This is a genomic window from Kitasatospora sp. NPDC089509 (genome assembly GCF_044749365.1).
Classification (GTDB): domain Bacteria; phylum Actinomycetota; class Actinomycetes; order Streptomycetales; family Streptomycetaceae; genus Kitasatospora.
Map to the genome: position 1 here is coordinate 105,767 of NZ_JBIVHS010000014.1, position 17,157 is coordinate 122,923.

18 protein-coding genes are annotated in these 17,157 nt (G+C 73.4%); 7 read left to right on the forward strand and 11 right to left on the reverse strand.

Going from position 1 to position 17,157, the window contains the following annotated elements; translation table 11 throughout:
• Positions 1 to 5 precede the first annotated feature (5 nt).
• From ACIP4P_RS26810 to ACIP4P_RS26830, 5 genes are all read right to left on the reverse strand, one after another.
• A complete protein-coding gene (locus tag ACIP4P_RS26810; protein ID WP_350513822.1) occupies positions 6 to 968 on the reverse strand; it encodes a quinone oxidoreductase in 963 nt (320 codons plus the stop codon).
• 70 nt (positions 969 to 1,038) lie between these two features.
• Complete coding sequence (locus ACIP4P_RS26815; RefSeq protein WP_400922570.1) at positions 1,039 to 2,001, reverse strand: quinone oxidoreductase family protein; 963 nt, start codon at positions 1,999 to 2,001, stop codon at positions 1,039 to 1,041.
• A gap of 128 nt (positions 2,002 to 2,129) precedes the next feature.
• Positions 2,130 to 3,575 (reverse strand): TolB family protein, encoded by a 1,446-nt coding sequence (locus tag ACIP4P_RS26820; protein ID WP_400922572.1) that lies wholly within the window; start codon positions 3,573 to 3,575, stop codon positions 2,130 to 2,132.
• 244 nt (positions 3,576 to 3,819) lie between these two features.
• Positions 3,820 to 4,308: an NUDIX domain-containing protein gene (locus ACIP4P_RS26825; protein ID WP_400922574.1), complete on the reverse strand. Its 489-nt coding sequence runs from the start codon at positions 4,306 to 4,308 to the stop codon at positions 3,820 to 3,822.
• A 53-nt stretch (positions 4,309 to 4,361) separates the two neighbouring features.
• The gene (locus ACIP4P_RS26830) at positions 4,362 to 4,607 is read right to left on the reverse strand and encodes a hypothetical protein (protein ID WP_400922576.1); all 246 of its coding nucleotides are present in this window, start codon (positions 4,605 to 4,607) and stop codon (positions 4,362 to 4,364) included.
• 124 nt (positions 4,608 to 4,731) lie between these two features.
• Between ACIP4P_RS26830 and ACIP4P_RS26835 the strand changes: the two genes are divergently transcribed.
• Both ACIP4P_RS26835 and ACIP4P_RS26840 read left to right on the forward strand, forming a co-directional pair.
• Positions 4,732 to 5,559, forward strand: a complete 828-nt coding sequence (locus ACIP4P_RS26835; protein WP_400922578.1) for a helix-turn-helix transcriptional regulator — start codon at positions 4,732 to 4,734, stop codon at positions 5,557 to 5,559.
• Positions 5,552 to 5,749, forward strand: coding sequence for a DUF397 domain-containing protein (locus ACIP4P_RS26840; RefSeq protein ID WP_400922580.1), 198 nt, complete (start codon positions 5,552 to 5,554; stop codon positions 5,747 to 5,749). Before ACIP4P_RS26835 ends, ACIP4P_RS26840 begins: the two co-directional genes overlap by 8 nt.
• A gap of 60 nt (positions 5,750 to 5,809) precedes the next feature.
• On the opposite strand, the gene ACIP4P_RS26845 is transcribed toward ACIP4P_RS26840, so the two are convergent.
• The 3 genes from ACIP4P_RS26845 to ACIP4P_RS26855 form a co-directional block, all read right to left on the reverse strand.
• Complete coding sequence (locus ACIP4P_RS26845) at positions 5,810 to 6,565, reverse strand: heparin lyase I family protein (protein ID WP_400922582.1); 756 nt, start codon at positions 6,563 to 6,565, stop codon at positions 5,810 to 5,812.
• Between the two features lie 146 nt (positions 6,566 to 6,711).
• Positions 6,712 to 8,115: a solute carrier family 23 protein gene (locus ACIP4P_RS26850; protein ID WP_350513807.1), complete on the reverse strand. Its 1,404-nt coding sequence runs from the start codon at positions 8,113 to 8,115 to the stop codon at positions 6,712 to 6,714.
• 152 nt (positions 8,116 to 8,267) lie between these two features.
• A complete protein-coding gene (locus ACIP4P_RS26855) occupies positions 8,268 to 8,897 on the reverse strand; it encodes an SRPBCC family protein (RefSeq protein WP_400922584.1) in 630 nt (209 codons plus the stop codon).
• Positions 8,898 to 9,053: 156 nt separating this feature from the next.
• Between ACIP4P_RS26855 and ACIP4P_RS26860 the strand changes: the two genes are divergently transcribed.
• The gene (locus ACIP4P_RS26860) at positions 9,054 to 9,731 is read left to right on the forward strand and encodes a TetR/AcrR family transcriptional regulator (RefSeq protein WP_400922587.1); all 678 of its coding nucleotides are present in this window, start codon (positions 9,054 to 9,056) and stop codon (positions 9,729 to 9,731) included.
• Between the two features lie 3 nt (positions 9,732 to 9,734).
• Here ACIP4P_RS26860 and ACIP4P_RS26865 read toward each other — a convergent pair whose 3' ends face one another.
• Positions 9,735 to 10,688 (reverse strand): LuxR C-terminal-related transcriptional regulator, encoded by a 954-nt coding sequence (locus ACIP4P_RS26865; RefSeq protein ID WP_350513804.1) that lies wholly within the window; start codon positions 10,686 to 10,688, stop codon positions 9,735 to 9,737.
• Between the two features lie 194 nt (positions 10,689 to 10,882).
• Between ACIP4P_RS26865 and ACIP4P_RS26870 the strand changes: the two genes are divergently transcribed.
• A complete protein-coding gene (locus ACIP4P_RS26870; protein WP_400922589.1) occupies positions 10,883 to 11,587 on the forward strand; it encodes a G1 family glutamic endopeptidase in 705 nt (234 codons plus the stop codon).
• 299 nt (positions 11,588 to 11,886) lie between these two features.
• The gene (locus tag ACIP4P_RS26875) at positions 11,887 to 13,200 is read left to right on the forward strand and encodes a cation:proton antiporter (protein ID WP_400922591.1); all 1,314 of its coding nucleotides are present in this window, start codon (positions 11,887 to 11,889) and stop codon (positions 13,198 to 13,200) included.
• 57 nt (positions 13,201 to 13,257) lie between these two features.
• On the opposite strand, the gene ACIP4P_RS26880 is transcribed toward ACIP4P_RS26875, so the two are convergent.
• Entirely contained in the window at positions 13,258 to 14,127 is an 870-nt protein-coding gene (locus tag ACIP4P_RS26880; RefSeq protein ID WP_400922594.1) for a PIG-L family deacetylase, read from the reverse strand.
• Between the two features lie 68 nt (positions 14,128 to 14,195).
• Positions 14,196 to 14,873, reverse strand: coding sequence for a TetR/AcrR family transcriptional regulator (locus ACIP4P_RS26885; RefSeq protein WP_400922596.1), 678 nt, complete (start codon positions 14,871 to 14,873; stop codon positions 14,196 to 14,198).
• Positions 14,874 to 14,968: 95 nt separating this feature from the next.
• On the opposite strand from ACIP4P_RS26885, the gene ACIP4P_RS26890 reads away from it, so the two are divergent.
• A complete protein-coding gene (locus ACIP4P_RS26890) occupies positions 14,969 to 16,252 on the forward strand; it encodes a CaiB/BaiF CoA transferase family protein (RefSeq protein ID WP_400922598.1) in 1,284 nt (427 codons plus the stop codon).
• Positions 16,253 to 17,146 (forward strand): HpcH/HpaI aldolase/citrate lyase family protein, encoded by an 894-nt coding sequence (locus ACIP4P_RS26895; RefSeq protein WP_400922600.1) that lies wholly within the window; start codon positions 16,253 to 16,255, stop codon positions 17,144 to 17,146.
• Positions 17,147 to 17,157 lie beyond the last annotated feature (11 nt).

Consider the following 17,157-nt stretch of genomic DNA (forward strand, 5'->3'; position numbering starts at 1 on the left):
TCCGGTCACGGCAGGAGGAGCAGTTTGCCGGTGCTGCGGCGGGACTCCAGGTCGGCGTGCGCCCGGGCGGCCTCGGCGAGCGGGTAGCGGCCGGTGATCCGCGGGGTCAGCCGCCCGGCCAGGATCAGGTCGAACAGCTCGCCGGTGCGCCGCAGCAGGGCCTCGCGGGTGGGGACGTGGTGGTGCACCAGCGGGAAGGTCAGCAGGATGCTGTTGGGCAGGTCGGTGGGCCGCAGCGTCGGGACCCCGAGGACGGGGCCGTAGTAGGCGTGCACGCCGTGCGGGCGCAGGGCCAGCTGGGAGGAGGCGAAGGTCTCGGAACCACTGCCGTCGTAGACGACGTCGGCCCCGCGGCCGCCGGTCAACTCCCGTACCCGCTCCTCGAATCCGGGCCCGGAGTGGACCAGGACGTGGTCGGCGCCGGCCTCCTTCGCGGCGGCGGCCTTCTCCTCGCGCGAGACCAGGCCGATCACGCTGCCGCCGCGGGCCTTGACGAACTGGGTGAGCAGCAGGCCCACCCCGCCGGCCGCGGCGTGCACCACGGCGGTGTCACCCGGGCCGACCGGGTAGGTCTCGATGCTCAGATGACTGGCGGTCAGCCCCTGGAGCAGCACGGCGGCCGCCGTCCCGTCGTCGATCCCGTCGGGGACCGGCACCAGCTTCTCGGCCGGGATCGCCAGCAACTCGGTGTAGCTGCCCTGGTGGTAGAACCAGGCCACCCGGTCGCCCACCGCCAGGCCCGTCACCCCCGCGCCGAGGGCGGTGACCCGGCCGGCGCCCTCGACGCCCAGGACCGTGGGCGCCGCCCAGCCGAACCCGCCCCGCGCGCGGGCGCCGATGTCCAGGAAGTTCACCCCGGCCGCCGCCACCCGCACCACGGCCTCGCCGGGGCCGGGGACGGGGTCGGGCAGTTCGGTCCAGCGCATGACCTCGGGGCCGCCGTGCTCCTCGATCCGGATCGCGTGCATGTCGGATTCCGCCTTCCTGTTGTCGTGAGGGGTCGTTCGGGAGGGGTGTGCCTCGCTGGGGCCCGAGGGCTCAGGGAAGGAGGAGCAGCTTGCCGGTGGTGCGGCGGGACTCCAGGTCGGCGTGCGCCCGGGCGGCCTCGGCCAGCGGGTAGCGGCCGGTGATCCGCTGGGTCAGCCGCCCGGACCGGACCAGGTCGAACACCTCCGCGCCGCGCCGCAGCAGGGCCTCGCGGGTGGGGACGTGGTGGTGCACCACCGGGTAGGTCAGCAGGATGCTGTTGGGCAGGTCGATGGGCCGCAGCGTCGGCACGCCCATGAACGGGCCGTAGTAGGCGTGCACGCCGTGCGGGCGCAGGGCCAGCTGGGAGGAGGCGAAGGTCTCCGCGCCGCCGCCGTCGTAGACGACGTCGGCCCCGTGGCCGCCGGTCAACTCCCTTACCCGCTCCTCGAATCCGGGGCCGGAGTGGATCAGCACGTGGTCGGCGCCGGCCTCCTTCGCGGCGGCGGCCTTCTCCTCGCGGGAGACCAGGCCGATCACGCTGCCGCCGCGGGCCTTGACCAGCTGGGTGAGCAGCAGGCCCACCCCGCCGGCCGCGGCGTGCACCACGGCGGTGTCACCCGGGCCGACCGGGTAGGTCTCGGTGCTCAGGTGGTTGGCGGTCAGACCCTGCATCAGCACGGCGCCGGCCGTCTCGTCGTCCACGCCGTCCGGGACCGGCACCAGCTCGTCGGCCGGGATCGCCAGCAACTCGGCGTAGCTGCCGGGGTGGTAGAACCAGGCGACCCGGTCGCCGACGGCCAGACCGGTCACCCCCGCGCCGAGGGCGGTGACGTACCCCATGCCCTCGGCGCCGAGCACGGTGGGCGCCGCCCAGCCGCCGCCGCCCTGCGAACGGGCGCCGACGTCCATGTAGTTGACGCCGGCCGCGCCGAGCCGCACCAGTGCCTCGCCGGGGCCGGGGACGGGGTCGGGCAGTTCGGTCCAGCGCATGACCTCGGGGCCGCCGTGCTCCTCGATCCGGATCGCGTGCATGGGGGTGCCACCTTCCTGCTGTACGGGCGGGGTTCGTTCGGAGGGAACGTCCAGCACGCTAGGCAGTCGAAAATGGACCCACAAGTCCAGAACCCGGGGGTGCGGACCGGGCGCGGGCAGAGCAGGGGTCAGTGCGCCGGGACCCTGGCGAAGACCTGGTAGTCCGCCGGCTCGGGCGGGCCGCTCCGGCCCGCCACCAGGTTGCGGCTGGAGGACTCGAACAAGGCGGTGCGGCCGTGCGCGTCCACGTGCGGGGTCATGGAGTCGCCGTTGCCGGGCGAGCCGTCCGCGGCGTCGGTGATCCGCTCGATCCGGCCGGTGTGCAGGTCGTAGCGGTACACGTCCCAGTGGTCGTGCTGGGCGCCGGGCACCAGGTTGGCGGCGGAGGAGTCGAAGTACACCCAGTGGTCGTCGCCGGTCACCTGGGGCTCGCCGGAGGTGGCGGTGGAGACCGTGCCGGGCAGACCGGCCGTGAGCGGGAGCAGGGTGCCCTTGTGCAGGTCCCGGGCGAAGATCTGGTCCTGGTACTGGTTACTGCCGGGGGCGCCGACGGGCACCGTCAACTCGTAGACCGCGTAGCGCCCGCTCGGGCTGAGCGTCGCGTCCAGGCTCGCGTCGAAGGTGACGTGCCCGGTGAGGTCGTAGCTGACCGGGACGATGGTGCCGGAGCGCACGTCGTAGGTGTAGTAGGTGCCCGCGCGCATCTTCCCGCCGGGCAGCGGCGGGGCCGCCTCTGCCCGCTGCCCGGGGGTGTAGGTGACGCCCAGGTCGTTGGCGTCGGAGCTGAAGCCGACGGTGCGGCCGTCCGCGCTGATCGTCGGGTTGACGGACTGGCCCTGGGAGGCGGTGCCCTCGAAGGTGGCGGACACCACCCGGGTGGTGTGGGTCCACAGGTCGGTGAGGTAGATGTTCGAGTCGAAGTTCGGGCGGCTGAGCTGCTCGCCGCTGTTGGTGTCGTTGGCGGCGGGCGTGGCGGGTGCGACGAGGTCGGTGCGGTTGGAGATGTAGGCGACGTAGCGGCCGTCGGCGCTCATGGACGGCGCCGAGGTGCTGTGGCTGGTGACGGGGTCGGGGGTGCCCTGCGGGGCGCTGACCAGCCGGGTGTGCCCGGTCAGGCGGTCGCGGACGTAGATGTTCGCCCGGCCCGGGGCCGGGCCGCCGGGGACGACGTTCGCGGCGGTGCTGTCGAAGGCGACGTAGCGGCCGTCGGCGCTGACCGCCACGCCGACGGTGACGCCGTCGAGCGCGGAGCCGTCGTCGGCGAGGTCGACGCGCTCGGTGCGGCCGTCGCGGAGGTCCCGCAGGAACGCGTCGTAGCCCCCCTTCGACGGCTGGGCGACCAGGTTGGTCGCCGGAGACGTGAACACCGCGAAGCGGCCATCGGCGCTGACGGCCCCCGACTGGGACTGGCTGTTCGCCTCGGCGCCGCCCGGCGCGAAGCTGACCGGGACGGTCTCGAAACGGCGCGCGTCCTGGCCGGCTTGGGCCTGCGCGGGGGCGGCGGTCAGGGCCAGCGCGAGGGCGGCCGCGAGGGCGGTGGCGGGGCCGGCGAAGCGGCGTTTGACGGGATGCATGACGGAGTGTCCTCCCCGGGACGACCGCCCGCCGCTTCCGGACGGCGGGCACCGGGGAGAGCCAATCGCCGGGCGGTGCGGGCGGTCAACCGAGGTCCTGGGGAGGGGCGTAAATTACGCCAACCTCCGTATTTGGTAGGGAAGTTGGGGCTCATGAAGGGGTGGCGTGACTCCCGTGCCGAGGGCCGGGGAACGCGGCGGAAAACCTTGGTGAGGGTGCTGTCGCCGCCCGGCGGTCGGGTTGTCAGCCGATCGGCACCGGGACGCCCCGGATGAGGAGCGGGAGGCCGGCGCCGTGCTCCCAGGCGTCCCAGGCGTCCTCGGCGCGGTGGTACTGGTCCTCCGCCATGACCTCGCGCAGTCCGGACCGGGGGATCCAGTGGAGGCCTCGGATGTCCGGCGGAGGCTGGTGGCGGTCGACGGCGTCGGCCTGGCGGTGGGTGAGCAGGCCGCCCGCGTAGACGAAGTTGACGCCCTCGGGGAACTCGGCGGCGGGGACGTAGTCGACGGTGAGGATCGTGCGCAGGGCGAGCACGAGCCCGGTCTCCGTTTCGAGGTGGCGCCGCGCGGCGAGGTGGGGGAGTTCGTCCTGCTCGGCGCTGCCGCCGGGCAGGGTCAGGCCCTCCCGGTAGGCGGGGTCGACCAGGAGGACGGCGAAGTCGTCCGCCCGGTCGGGGTCCTGGCGCAGGACGAGGGCTTGATGGCCCGAACGGCGGGCGGGGGGACGGGCCATGAGGCGGGTCCTGCTCAACTCTGCTCCTGGGGTGGGGGAGTGGGGACGGTCGGTCACAGCGGCCGCCGACGCGGCTGCCCGCAGGTGCCGGGCGCGGTCTCCCTGGGGGAGAGGGGTCGGAGGAGGGCCGGGTCGGCCCGCCACTCGGGCCCGGTCTCCCCGAGCGGCCGGAGTACCACCTTCCCGAGCATCAGCTCGACGAAGACACCTTCGCGGGGTTTCCCGTCCTCCAGGTGGCCGAAGTCACGGACGACTTCGTGGAGTTGGAAGGGGAGGAGGGGGGTCTGCGCGTCGGGCATGGGGTCTCCGCAGGTTGCGCTGTGCGTCTGGTGGATTACCAGGTGTAGCCATGCTCCCGTGTGGGCCTCTACGATCGGAAGGGTTTCAAATCTCTAGTCCGGTCAGTTTTAAAAGAGGACAACCTTGGCTCGTCGCACACTTGATCCAACATCATCTCCACTGGACGCGCTGGCTGTTCAAATCGGCAGGTCACGCCGGGCCAAAGGCATGACTCAGATCGAGCTCGGCAAGCGAGTTGGATACTCCAACGTCTACATCTCGAACGTGGAGCGAGCGAAACAAGCGCCGTCTTTAAAGTTCGTAGAGCGGGTAGACGATGCTCTCGATGCTGGCGGCGCGCTGACGGGGTTGTGGTGGAGCTGGAAGAACGGCGCCTTGTTGCCCGGGTTCTCCGAGTACCTTCGCCGAGAGCGTGAAGCGATTGCGGCCAGGTTGTTCGACACGGACATGGTGTCAGGCATACTTCAACACCCGGACTACAGCGCGGCCTACGAAGCCGGCATTGTCCGACGTGGGGAAGCGACTCGGGAACAGGCTGACGGACGGCTCAGTTTGTTGGTTCAACGTCAACGTATGCTCGACAGAGGCACAACGGTCCATGTCGTTCTGGATGAGGGGGCTCTGTGCCGGCCGATCGGCGGTCGGGAGATCATGGCCATGCAGCTCCGTCATCTGGAGAGTCTTGCCGAGCGCCCCAACGTCATCATCCAGGTTGCCCCGTACCGCCTTGCTGAGGATCGGCCGTTGTCGCATCCCGTCACGCTCTTGACCCTTCCGAATCGGTCTCTGGTCGGGTACACGGAGACGCTTCAACGGGGCTATCTCGAACGAGATGCCGGGACAGTGGCTCGATGGGTCGAAAGATACGATCGACTCCAGGTCAACGCGCTCAGCCAGCCGGACACCTTGGCCAGGATCCGGGAGGCGTGGAAGGAACTGGACCATGCATGACCCAACGGGCGCCAAGTGGCGCAAGAGTAGCTACAGCAATGGTGGGGGCGGCTGCATCGAGGTCGATGACGCGTCTCCGGGCAGGGTTCGTGACTCTAAGGATCCCCAGGGCCCGGCTCTCGTCTTCCCCTCCGAGGCCTGGAAGTCGTTCGTCGCGGCCGTCCGCGGCGGGGAGTTCGGCGACGTCTGAGGACACCAATAGGCCCGGACCGCAGCCACTGCGGTCCGGGCCTATTGCTGTCTTCACCCTCTACGAGCCGGCGGTGGCCGTCTCCAGGGTGGTCGCCATCACCGGGCTGGTGAACGTGTTGGTCGCGTCGCCCGGGTTCTGGTGGTAGGAGCCCCACTTCAGATAGTTCCGGTCGCCGTCCCAGGTGGTGCCCTCGAAGGTGTCCGAACCGGTGTTGAACGTCTGCTTCTCGCCGTCGAACCAGAAGTCGATCGTCCCGTCGCTGCGCCCCAGGTGGATCTTCAGCGCGTACTTGTGCCACTCGCCGTTCTTCACCGGCGCCGTCCACAGCGCGTGTGCCACGTGGTCGGTGTCCCATTCCTGGAGCCGCACCCGGGCGTTGGTGATGTCGATCTCGATCGGGTGGTTCGCCGTGTCGGTGCTCGGCGAGCACTTGAGCTGGAACACGTAGCGGTCCGCGTCGTCGCCGATCTCCACCTTGGACGACCAGCCCAGGTAGAACGTGTCGCCCTCCGTCAGGTTGGGCCCGACCGTCTCACAACGCTCCTGGTTCGCGGCCTGGAAGGCCTTCCATACCTGCCCCTTCACCGGGTCGTCGACGACTCCGAAGGTGCTCGGCGCGGCGCACTGGACGCCGAGGAAGGAGGACGGGCCGGTCTGGGTGTTGGGGGTCCACAGCACCGTGCCGGCCTCCGCCGGGGAGGCGGCGGGGGCGCCGGTGTTGGTGCTGGCGGTGGCCGACGTGCAGGAGACCGAGGACAGGGCGAGGGCCAGGGCCACGAGGGCGAGCCTGCGGTGGTGGGGGAGGAGAGACATGCCGCTCCCAAGCGAGAATCGGGTGGTCGGATCGCTGGGAGCGATTCGACCACCCGACGGTCCGTCTGGCCAGGCGGAACGACCGGCGGAAGTACCCCTCGGTCATGTCCGGGTCAAATCCGCCTGTTCCGGCCCCCGGCCCCCGGCTACGGGGCGGGCCGCTCCCCTTCGCCGGCCGACGGCTCGTCGTAGGAGGAGGTGCCCTCGTCCAGCAGCGGTTCCTGGGTCTTGAGGTGCTCGGGAGCCAGTGCGCGCAGCGTGTGGTAGCCGGTGATGACCACCAGCGTGCCCAGGGCGATGCCGCTGAGGCTGAAGGTGTCGGTGAACTTCAGCGTCACGTTGCCGATGCCGATGATGATGCCCGCGGCGGCCGGCACCAGGTTCAGCGGGTTGCGCAGGTCGACCCCGGACTTGATCCAGATCTGCGCGCCGAGCAGGCCGATCATTCCGTACAGGATGACGGTGATGCCGCCGAGCACCCCGCCGGGGATCGCCGCCACGACGGCGCCGAACTTCGGGCAGATGCCGAACAGCAGGGCGAAGCCGGCCGCGGCCCAGTAGGCGGCGGTGGAGTAGACCCGGGTGGCGGCCATGACGCCGATGTTCTCGGAGTAGGTGGTGTTGGGCGGGCCGCCGAGTGCGGTGGAGAGCATCGAGCCGACGCCGTCCGCCGAGATCGCGGTGCCCAGCTTGTCGTCCAGGTTCGCCCCGGTCATCTCGCCGACGGCCTTGACGTGGCCGGCGTTCTCCGCGACCAGCGCGATCACCACGGGCAGTGCGACCAGGATCGCGGACCACTGGAAGGACGGGCCGTGGAAGGCGGGCAGGCCGATCCAGTCCGCCTTGCCGACGCCGGACAGGTCCAGGCGCCAGTGGTCGGTCAGGTGCCCGCCGCCGTCCACCGAGTGGATCTTGCCGAAGACCCGGTCGAACAGGAAGGAGATCCCGTAGCCGAAGAGCAGGCCCAGGAAGATCGCCACCCGCGACCAGAACCCGCGCAGGCACACCACCGCGAGCCCGGTGAACAGCATCACCAGCAGCGCCGTCCACTGGTCCTGCGGCCAGTACGTCGAGGCGGTCACCGGGGCCAGGTTGAAGCCGATCAGCATGACGACGGCGCCGGTGACGATCGGGGGCATCGCCGCGTGGATGATCCGCGCCCCGAAGTACTGGACCGCCAGGCCCACCAGGAACAGCGCCGCGCCGACCACGAGCACCGCGCCGGTCACCGTCGCGCTGGTGCCGCCCTGGGCCCGGATCACCGCGGCGACCCCGACGAAGGACAGCGAGCAGCCGAGGTAGCTGGGGATCCGGCCGCGGGTGGCCAGCAGGAAGATCACGGTCGAGACGCCGGACATCATGATCGCCAGGTTGGGGTCGAGCCCCATCAGCACCGGGGCCACGAAGCTCGCCCCGAACATCGCGACCACGTGCTGGGCGCCGAGCCCCGCCGTCCGGGGCCAGGAGAGTCGTTCGTCGGGGCGGACGACCGCTCCCGGTGCGGGCGTCCGCCCGTCACCGTGCAGCTTCCAGCGCACGCCGAGATCCATGTGGGGGTTCCTTCTTCTGAACTTTCGTGGGGACTGTCCGCACCATTCTCATGGTCGTCCGGCCTCCCGCGCGCCACCGACCCCGCTCCTGACCTGCGCACTCGCGCGGGGGAACGGGGTCGGGGCGGGGCCCGACCGGGCCCGACGGACGGTCAGCCGCAGTCCTCGGCGGCGGCCTTGAGGTCGTGCAGCCACCCGTCCAGGCCCTGACGCAGGATCGCGGTCGCGGCCGGGACGTCCGCGTCGACCTGCGGCCCGCGGTGGGTCTCCTCGGTGCGCACCAGGACGCCGCCGGGCACCGGGGTGAAGGTCCACACGTGGACGCCGTCGATGTGCAGCCCCTCGGCCTCGGCGGGGCCGGTCCAGCGGATGCAGGAGCCCGGCTTGAGCTGCTGGACGGTGGAGGTGATGTCCAGGCTGGTGGCGGTGGTGGCGGGGTTGGGCGGCAGCGGGGTGGTCCAGTGGAACGCCGAGCCGGCCCGCAGCGGGCCGTCGTCCAGGCGCTCGGCGCTCGCCACGGTGGCCTGCCAGGAGGGCCAGCGGGCCACGTCGGTCTGCAGCCGCCAGACGGTGGACAGCGGGGCGTGGATCACGGCCTCGGTGCGGTAGCGGATCTGGGCGGCGGGGTCGACGCCCCGGCCGCGGCAGGTCAGCGGGGCGGGGGCGGCGGGGGAGTGGGACGCGGCCTGGGCGGGTGCGGCGACGGTGCCCAGCAGGGCGGCGGCGAGCGCGGCGGCGGACAGGGCGGTGCGGACGGCGCGGGTGCTGCGGATGCCGGACATGGTGGTCCCCTTCGACTCCGACGAAGAAAGCGCTAGATGCTCCTTCTTTCGTTAGAAGTTGTAACTCCTCGATCCGGTCCGGGTCAACAGGTTCAGTGATAGCCTCTAACTAATTCTTGAAGCTGTAGCCGAAGCGGCGCGGAAGGCGGTCGGAGCATGGCGCAGGCGGACGGCGGGACCCCGAGGGAGCGCTACCGCGCCCAGGTGCGCGAGGAGGTCAAGCGGCACGCCCGGGAGCAGATCGCCACGGCCGGGGCCTCCGCGCTCTCCCTCAACGCCATCGCCAAGCAGATGGGCCTGAGCGGGCCCGCGCTCTACCGCTACTACGCCGGCCGCGACGAGCTGATCACCGAACTCGTCCGGGACGCCTACCGCAGCCTCGCCGACGTCCTGGCGGTGGGCGCCGAGGGCGGCGCCGACCTGCCCGCCCTGGCCCACGCCCTGCGCCGGTGGGCCCTCGCGGACCCCCAGCGGTACTTCCTGATCTACGGCACCCCGGTGCCCGGCTACCACGCGCCACCGGACACCACCGCGATCTCCGCCGAGATCATGACGATCCTGCTCGATGCCTGCGCCGCCGCCCTCGCCGACCAGGTCCCCGACCAGGTCCCCGGCCAGGAGCCCACGGCGCTCGCCGCCCACCTGGCCGACCACCGCGACTGGGCCTTCGGCAACCCCGCCCCGCCCGAGGCGCTGCACCGCTTCCTGACCCTGTGGACCCGCCTGCACGGCGTGCTGTCCCTGGAACTGGCCGGCCACTTCACCGGGATGGGCTTCGACCCCGCCCTGCTCTACGAAGCCGAGGTCGCCGACCTCACCACCCCGCGCGGCTAGGGGTCAGAGCAGCTCCGCCCGGGCCGCCTGGATGCCCGCCTGGAACCGGGTCCGGGCGCCGAAACGGTCCATCAGCTCCCGCACCCAGCGCTGCACCGTACGCGTCGACACCCCCAGCTGCCGGGCGATCGACTCGTCCGTCAGCCCGGCGGCCAGCAGTGTCAGCAGCTGCCGGTGCCGGTCCTCCGGCGGTTCCTCGGACGGCTCCGGCAGCCGCATCGCGTGCGCCCAGTACAGCTCGAACAGTCCGGCCAGCGCGTCCAGCAGGGTCGAGGGCCGGATCAGCAGCACGCTCTCCAGCTCGGTGCCCGCGCTGACCGGCAGCAGCGCCCACCGGTCGTCCAGCAGGGCGAGCTTCAGCGGCACCTCGGTGTGCACCCGGGCCTGCTCCCCGGCCGCCGTGAAGGTGCGGATCTCCGCCAGCCGCTCCGGATCGCGCAGCACCCGGCTGTGGTACACCACCCGGGTCGTCACCCCCCGCCCCAGCAGCGCCAGTTCGGTCTGCGGGTCGGAACGCTGGACGTACGGCGGCCGGTCCAGCACCCGCAGCCGCTCGCGCACCCCCAGCTGCAGGGTGCGCCACAGGTCGGCGATCGAGCGGCGCCCGCTGATCACCTCCACCGGCCCGGCCGCCTCCGGGTCCGGGCGGCCCTGCCGGTAGGTGCGCATCAGCTCCCCGATCCGGCCCCGGGCGCGGCGCAGTTCCACCTCGCGCCGCAGCAGCAGCTCCTCCAGCGCCACGTCCGGCGGCACCGCCGTCCAGGCCCCCGCCGCGCACGCCTCCACCAGCCCCAGTTCGGCCAGCACCGCCAGCGCGGCCACCACGATCGAGGCCCGCAGGTTCAACTGGCTCGCCAGCAGCTGCGGATCGGCCGCAGGGAGGCCCAGCAGCCGCAGGTAGAGCTGCTCCTCCAGCGCGCCGAGCCCGAGCCCGCCGAGCATGCCCGTCCCCGGCACGACACCCTCCTCGCGTCCCGCACCGGCAGCGGAACAGAGCGACTGTGCGCCACCGGGTGGCCGAAATCAAGGGGTTGACGCCTTGACATGTTTACGCCATGTCGGGTTCCTGTCCCCACGCTTCCCTTCCCGGCCCGGCCGCGGCGCCCCCAAGCTGGGCGGCACCCCCACAACGCCCAACCAAGGAGCCCCCCATGGCCCTTTCCCGCACCGGCCGCCTCGTGCTCGCCGCCGTGCTGGCCCTGCCGGCCGCCGCGGTCGTCGCCCCCGCGGCCAGCGCCGCCCCCGCCCACGCCACCCACGTCTACGGCGCCCACCACTACGGCCACGGCGCCCGCTACGACGGCGGCGTCTGGGGCGGCTACGTCGCCCAGGGCAACGGCTTCCAGAGCGTCTCCGGCTCCTGGACCATGCCCACCGTCCAGTGCAACACCTCCAACGACCTGTTCGCCCCCTGGGTCGGCATCGACGGCTACGGCTCGCAGACCGTCGAGCAGACCGGCGTCCAGGTCGACTGCTCCAGCGGCTCCCCGGTCTACTCCGCCTGGTACGAGATGTACCCGGCCCCGCCGCAGTACTTCAACGACCCGGTCGACGCCGGCGACAGCTTCACCGCCTCGGTGGTCAACAGCGGCGGCTCCAACTACACCCTGCAGATCACCGACACCACCAAGGGCTGGAGCGAGAACACCGTCCAGCAGCTCAACGGGCAGAACGTCAGCGCCGAGGCCGTCATAGAGTCCCCGAGCCAGAGCTACCCGTCCTTCAGCCGACTGGACTTCTCCGGCGTCACCGTCAACGGCCAGGTCTTCGACAGCTACTCGCCGCAGTCCATCAACAGCGGCCCGTACACCCAGACCCCGCTCAGCAACGGCGCCTTCGCCATCGTCCCCGCCTGATCCGGCGGCACCCGCTCCACCCGCTCCACCCGCTCCAACTGGTCAGTCCCACCTGGCCGGTCGAGCACCCACGCGTGTGAACACCGCCCGCCCCGGACCGTACCCGTACGGACCGGGGCGGGCGCACGCCGGGGGCGCACGGCCCCCGCCCCACCCCGACCCGCCCGCGTCGAACCCCCGCCGCCCGCACCGCCGTTGCGCACAATGCAACGGACCGTGTACGTGCGACAAGCCGCCCGGGGCCCGTCGCGATCCCCCCGCGAGCGCACCGCCCCCGGCACCGGAAAGGGGACGGCGCCATGGAAGGCACCTCCGCCACGACCGTGCTCGCCGATGTCGCGGTGGTCCTGCTCGCCGGGGTCGCCCTGACCCCGCTGCGCACCCGGCTGCGCCAGCCCGTGGTGATCGGCGAGGTCGCCGTCGGCGTGCTGCTCGGCCACGGCGTCCTCGGCCTGCTGCCCGGCGACCCCACCGAACGGCTCTTCCCACCCGCGGCCCGCGCCCACCTGTCGGTCATCGCCCAACTGGGCATCGCACTCTTCATGTTCGCCGCCGGCTGGGAACTCGACCTGCGCCGGCTGGCCGGCCGGGTGCGCACCGTCCTCGCCGTCACCACCGCCTCGGTCGCCCTGCCCTTCGCCCTGGCCGCCGCCGTCGCCGCCGTCCTGCTCGCCCGCCACCCCGCCCTCGCCGGACCGGCCGCCACCCCGGCCCTGTTCACCGTCTTCCTCGGCATCGCGCTGTCCGCCAGCGCCCTGACCGTCCTGACCCGCATCGTCGAGGAGAACCGGCTGCAGGCCGACGGCACCGGAGCACTGGCCGTCGCCTGCGGCGCCCTCACCGAAACCGCCCTGTGGTGCGCCGTCGCCGCGCTCAGCGCCGCCACCCACGGAGCCGCCGACGGTGGCCTGCCGCTCGCCCTCGCCCGCATCGCCGGCTACGCCGCCGCCCTGGCCCTGGTCGTCCGCCCGCTGCTGCGCCGCCTGCTGCGCGGCCCGGCCCAACGCGCCCTCGCCCACCGCCCGTTGCTCGTGCTGCTCGCCCTCGCCAGCGGCGCCCTGCTCTCAGCCTGGGCCGCCTCCCTGCTCGGCCTGCACGCGGTGATCGGCGCCTTCGCCTTCGGCCTGGCCATGCCCCGCGACACGGGGGAGGAGCTGCGCCAGGCCGTCCACCTGCCGCTGCGCAACGCGGGCGCCCTGCTCGTGCCGGTGTTCTTCGCCCTCACCGGCCTGTCCGTCGACCTGCACGGCCTCGGCACCGGTGGTCTGCTCGCCGCGGTGGCCCTGCTCGGCATCGCCTGGGGCGGCAAGTTCGCCGGCGCCCTGCTCGCCGCCCGCCTCACCGGCGTCCCGCGCCGCGAGGCCGCCACCGTGGCGGTGCTGCTCAACACCAAGGGCCTGGGGGAGGTGCTGATCCTGACCCTCGGCCGGGACCTGGGCATCATCGGCGAACGGTTCTTCACCATCCTGCTGCTGACCGCGCTCGCCGCGACCCTCCCGGTCAACCCCCTCATCCACCGCCTCACCGGCCGCGCCCCGGTCCCGGCGCCCCGCCCCCTCCTGGAAGCCCCGGCCTCCGCCCCGGCCCCGGCCCCGGGCACGCCCGGCGGCTGATCCGACGGGCGGCCGGGCGGCCCGGGGCCCAGGGACGGGGACGGGGACGGGGACGGTTCAGCGCAGGCCGGCGAAGAGGTCCTTCTCCGGCAGGTCCGCGCCCGTGGTGTCGCGGACGCGGACGAAGGTCTCCGTGCCCATCAGGTCGGTGAAGCGCTCCTTGCCCATCCGCAGGAAGAAGATGTTCTCGCCCTGGCTGGCGTGGGCGGCCAGGGCGTCGAACTTCTGGCTTCCGTAGGCGTGGGTGTCCACCCAGGTGGTGACCTGGTCGTCCGGCAGGCCGATCGGCGGCAGCTCGGGGGCCGCGGGGGCCTCGCCCTCCGGCGCGGCGGAGGCGGTGGAGTCGGAGGGCTCGTCCCAGTCGGCGCCGAACTCCCGCATGGCCTCGCCGAAGCGGCGCATCGCCGAGTGCGGCGCGGTGGTCCAGTACACCTTGGGCGTCAGGCCGGGGGCCAGCTCCAGGGCGGCCATGGTGATGCGGTTGGCCTGGATGTGGTCGGGGTGGCCGTAGAAGCCGTTCTCGTCGTAGGTGACGACGACGTCGGGCCGGTAGTGGTGCAGCAGTTCGGCCAGGCGGGCGGCGCCGTCGGCGACCGGGGTGCTCCAGAACGAGCCGGGGGCGTCGTTGGCGGCCCAGCCCATCATCCCGGAGTCGCCGTACTCGAGGAGTTCGAGGTGGTCGACGCCGAGGACCCGGCAGCTGGCCTCCAGCTCCTTGCGGCGCAGCGCGGCCACCGCCGCCGGGTCGTGCCCGTCCTCGCCGGGCTTGACGCCGCCGGGGCCGTCGCCGCAGGCGCCGTCGGTGCAGGTGACCAGGACGGTGCGGATGCCCTCGGCGGCGTAGCGGGCGAGGACGCCGCCGGTGCCGGTGGCCTCGTCGTCGGGGTGGGCGTGCACTGCCATCAGGGTCAGGGGCCGTTCGGCCATGGAGTCCGTCCTCGGTTCGCTCGGGTGTCCGCCCCCAGTGTGCCCGGGGGGTCCGACAGCCGGGTCGGTCAGGGGGTGCCCAGGCCGTCCAGCAGGGCGGTCAGGCCGGTGCGGAACTGGCTGTCGGCGGGGGCGCGGCCGAGGTGGTCCCCGGCGGCGTGCAGCAGCGGGTAGTCGTCGGCGGGCAGGTCGGCGAGGGTGTGGCGCCACCAGGCGGCGTACTCGGCCCGCTGGTCGGCGCCGGTGCGCGGGAGTTCGTAGAGCACCGCGCCGAGGGTGTGGGTGAGGACCAGGCGGTAGGCGGTCACGGCCTGTTCCAGGGTGCGGCCGTCGGCGGTGAGTTCGGCGAGCACCCACTCGACGAGGTCGGCGACCTCCGGGCTCCACAGCTTGCGCTGGGTCAGCAGGTGGGCCAGGGCGGGGTGCTGCAGCATCCGCCCGTGCAGGGCGAGGGCGAAGCGGGTGAGCGCCTCGCGGCCGCCGATCCCGTCGGCGCGCTCGGCCTCCAGGCCGCCGAGGACGCGCGAGCACAGCAGGCCGAGCAGCTGGTCGCGGCCGTCGACGTGGCCGTAGATGGTCATCACGCCGCAGCCGAGGTGTCGGGCCAGGCGGGGCATGGAGAGCGCCTCCAGGCCTTCCTGCCGGGTGATCTCCAGGGCGGCGGTGACGATCAGGTCGGCGGTCAGGGCGCCGCGGGCCCGCCTGCCCCCGGTGCGGCCGGCGGTCGCCGGATCTGTGGAGGCCATCGCCCACCAACTCCCTTGCGTCGAGTGCGGCGCCAGCCTACCGTAAGGGCGACCGTAAGGCTTACGGTAAATCTTACGGAGAGAGGGGGCGCACCATGCCCGACGAGGAGAACGGCCCTGCGGACGGCTCCACGAGCAGCCCTGCGGACGGCCTTGAGGGTGACCCCGGGAACGGCCCCGGGAACGGCCCCGGCGGCGACGCGCCGCTGGCCGGCCTGCGGGTGCTGGACGCGGCCACCCTGTTCGCCGGCCCGCTCGCCGCGAGCCTGCTCGGCGACTTCGGCGCCGACGTCGTCAAGATCGAGCACCCGCGCGGCGACCCGGCCCGCGGCAACGGCGCCCAGGTGGACGGCGTGTCGCTGTGGTGGAAGACCGTCGCCCGCAACAAACGCGCCGTCACCCTGAACCTCGCCGCCGACCAGGGCCGCGAGCTGTTCCTCCGACTCGCCCGCGAGGCCGACGTCGTGGTGGAGAACTTCCGCCCCGGCACCTTCGAACGCTGGGGCCTGGACCCGGCGACCCTCGCCGCGGCCAACCCGCGCCTGGTCCTGCTGCGGGTGACCGGCTTCGGCCAGGTCGGCCCGATGCGCGAACGGGCCGGCTTCGGCACCCTCGCCGAGGCGATGAGCGGCTTCGCCTACAGCACGGGGCAGCCCGACGGCCCGCCGACTCTGCCCCCGTTCGGCCTGGCCGACGGCATCGCGGGCATCGCCGGGGCGTTCGCCGTGCTCGCCGCGCTGCGCGCCCGCGAGCGCACCGGGCGCGGCCAGGTGATCGACCTGTCGCTGCTGGAGCCGATCCTGGCCGTCCTCGGGCCCCAGCTGACGGTCTTCCAGCAGCTCGGCCTGGTCCAGGAGCGGGTCGGCAACCGCTCCGTCAACAACGCCCCGCGCAACACCTACCGCTGCCGGGACGGCCGCTGGGTGGCGGTGTCCACCAGCGCCCAGAACATCGCGGAGCGCGTCCTGCACCTGGTCGGCCGCCCCGACCTGGCCGCCCGGCCCTGGTTCGCCGACGGCCACGGCCGCGCCGCCCACGTCGAGGAGCTGGACGCCGCCGTCGGCGCCTGGATCGCCGAGCGCGACGGCCCCGAGGTGATCGCCGCCTTCGAGCGGGCCCGGGCCGCCGTCGCCCCCGTCCAGCACGCCGGCGACCTGCTCGCCGACCCCCAGCTGCGGGCCCTCGGCGCGATCGTCCACCTGGACGACCCCGAACTCGGCGACCTCGCCCTCCAGGGCCCGCTCGCCCGGCTGTCCGAGACCCCCGGCCGGCTGCGCTGGGCCGGGCGCCCCAGCGGCGCCGACAACGCCGAGGTGTACGGGGCACTGGGGGTCGGCGCCGAGCGGCTGGCCGAACTGCGCCGGCTCGGGGTGGTCTGAATGCCCGCCCCGACGCCCGATCCGCTGCTCGACCCGCCGCTCGGGCCGCGCAGTTGGCTGTACGTGCCCGGCGACCGCCCCGAGCGCTACCCCAAGGCCCTGGCCGCCGGCGCCGACGCCGTCGTCATCGACCTGGAGGACGCCGTCGCGCCCGCGCGCAAGGAGTACGCCCGCCGCAGCGCCGCCGCCTTCCTGCGCGAGCAGCGCCCGCACGGCGTCCACGTGCGGATCAACCCGCTGGCGGACGGCGGCCGCGAGGACCTCGCCGCGCTGGCCGGACTCGCCGGTGAAGGCCTGGCCGGCCTGCGCCTGCCCAAGGTCGAGTCCGCCCGGCAGGTGCGGGCCGTCGCCGGGGCCGCCCCCGGGGTGGGCCTGTGGCCGACCGTGGAGAGCGCCCTCGGCCTCGAACACGCCTACCGGATCGCCACCGCCCACCCCCGGGTGCGCGGCCTGCTGTACGGCACCGGCGACCTCGCCGCCGACCTGGCCACCACCGACCCGGACGTGCTGGCCGCCTGCGCCGTACGGGTCCTGGTCGCGGCCCGCGCCGCCGGACTGCCCCGCCCGCCGCTGAGCGTCCACCCCGACCTGCACGACCCGGCCGGCCTGGCCGCCGACACCCGCCGGGGGCGCGAGCGCGGCTTCCACGGCCGCTCGGTGATCCACCCCGCCCACGTGCCCGTCGTGCACGCCGTCTTCGCCCCCACCGCCGCCGAACTGGCCGCCGCCCGCGCGGTGGTGGCCGACGCCGAGGCCCGCGGCACCGGCGCCCGCACCGGCCCCGACGGGCGGTTCACCGACGCCGCCGTGGTGCGCCGCGCCCGGGCCGTCCTGGCCGCGGCCGCCGAGGACCGCGCCGACCGCATCGGCCACGCCGAGCCCCCGACCCGCTGAGAGGACCCCCG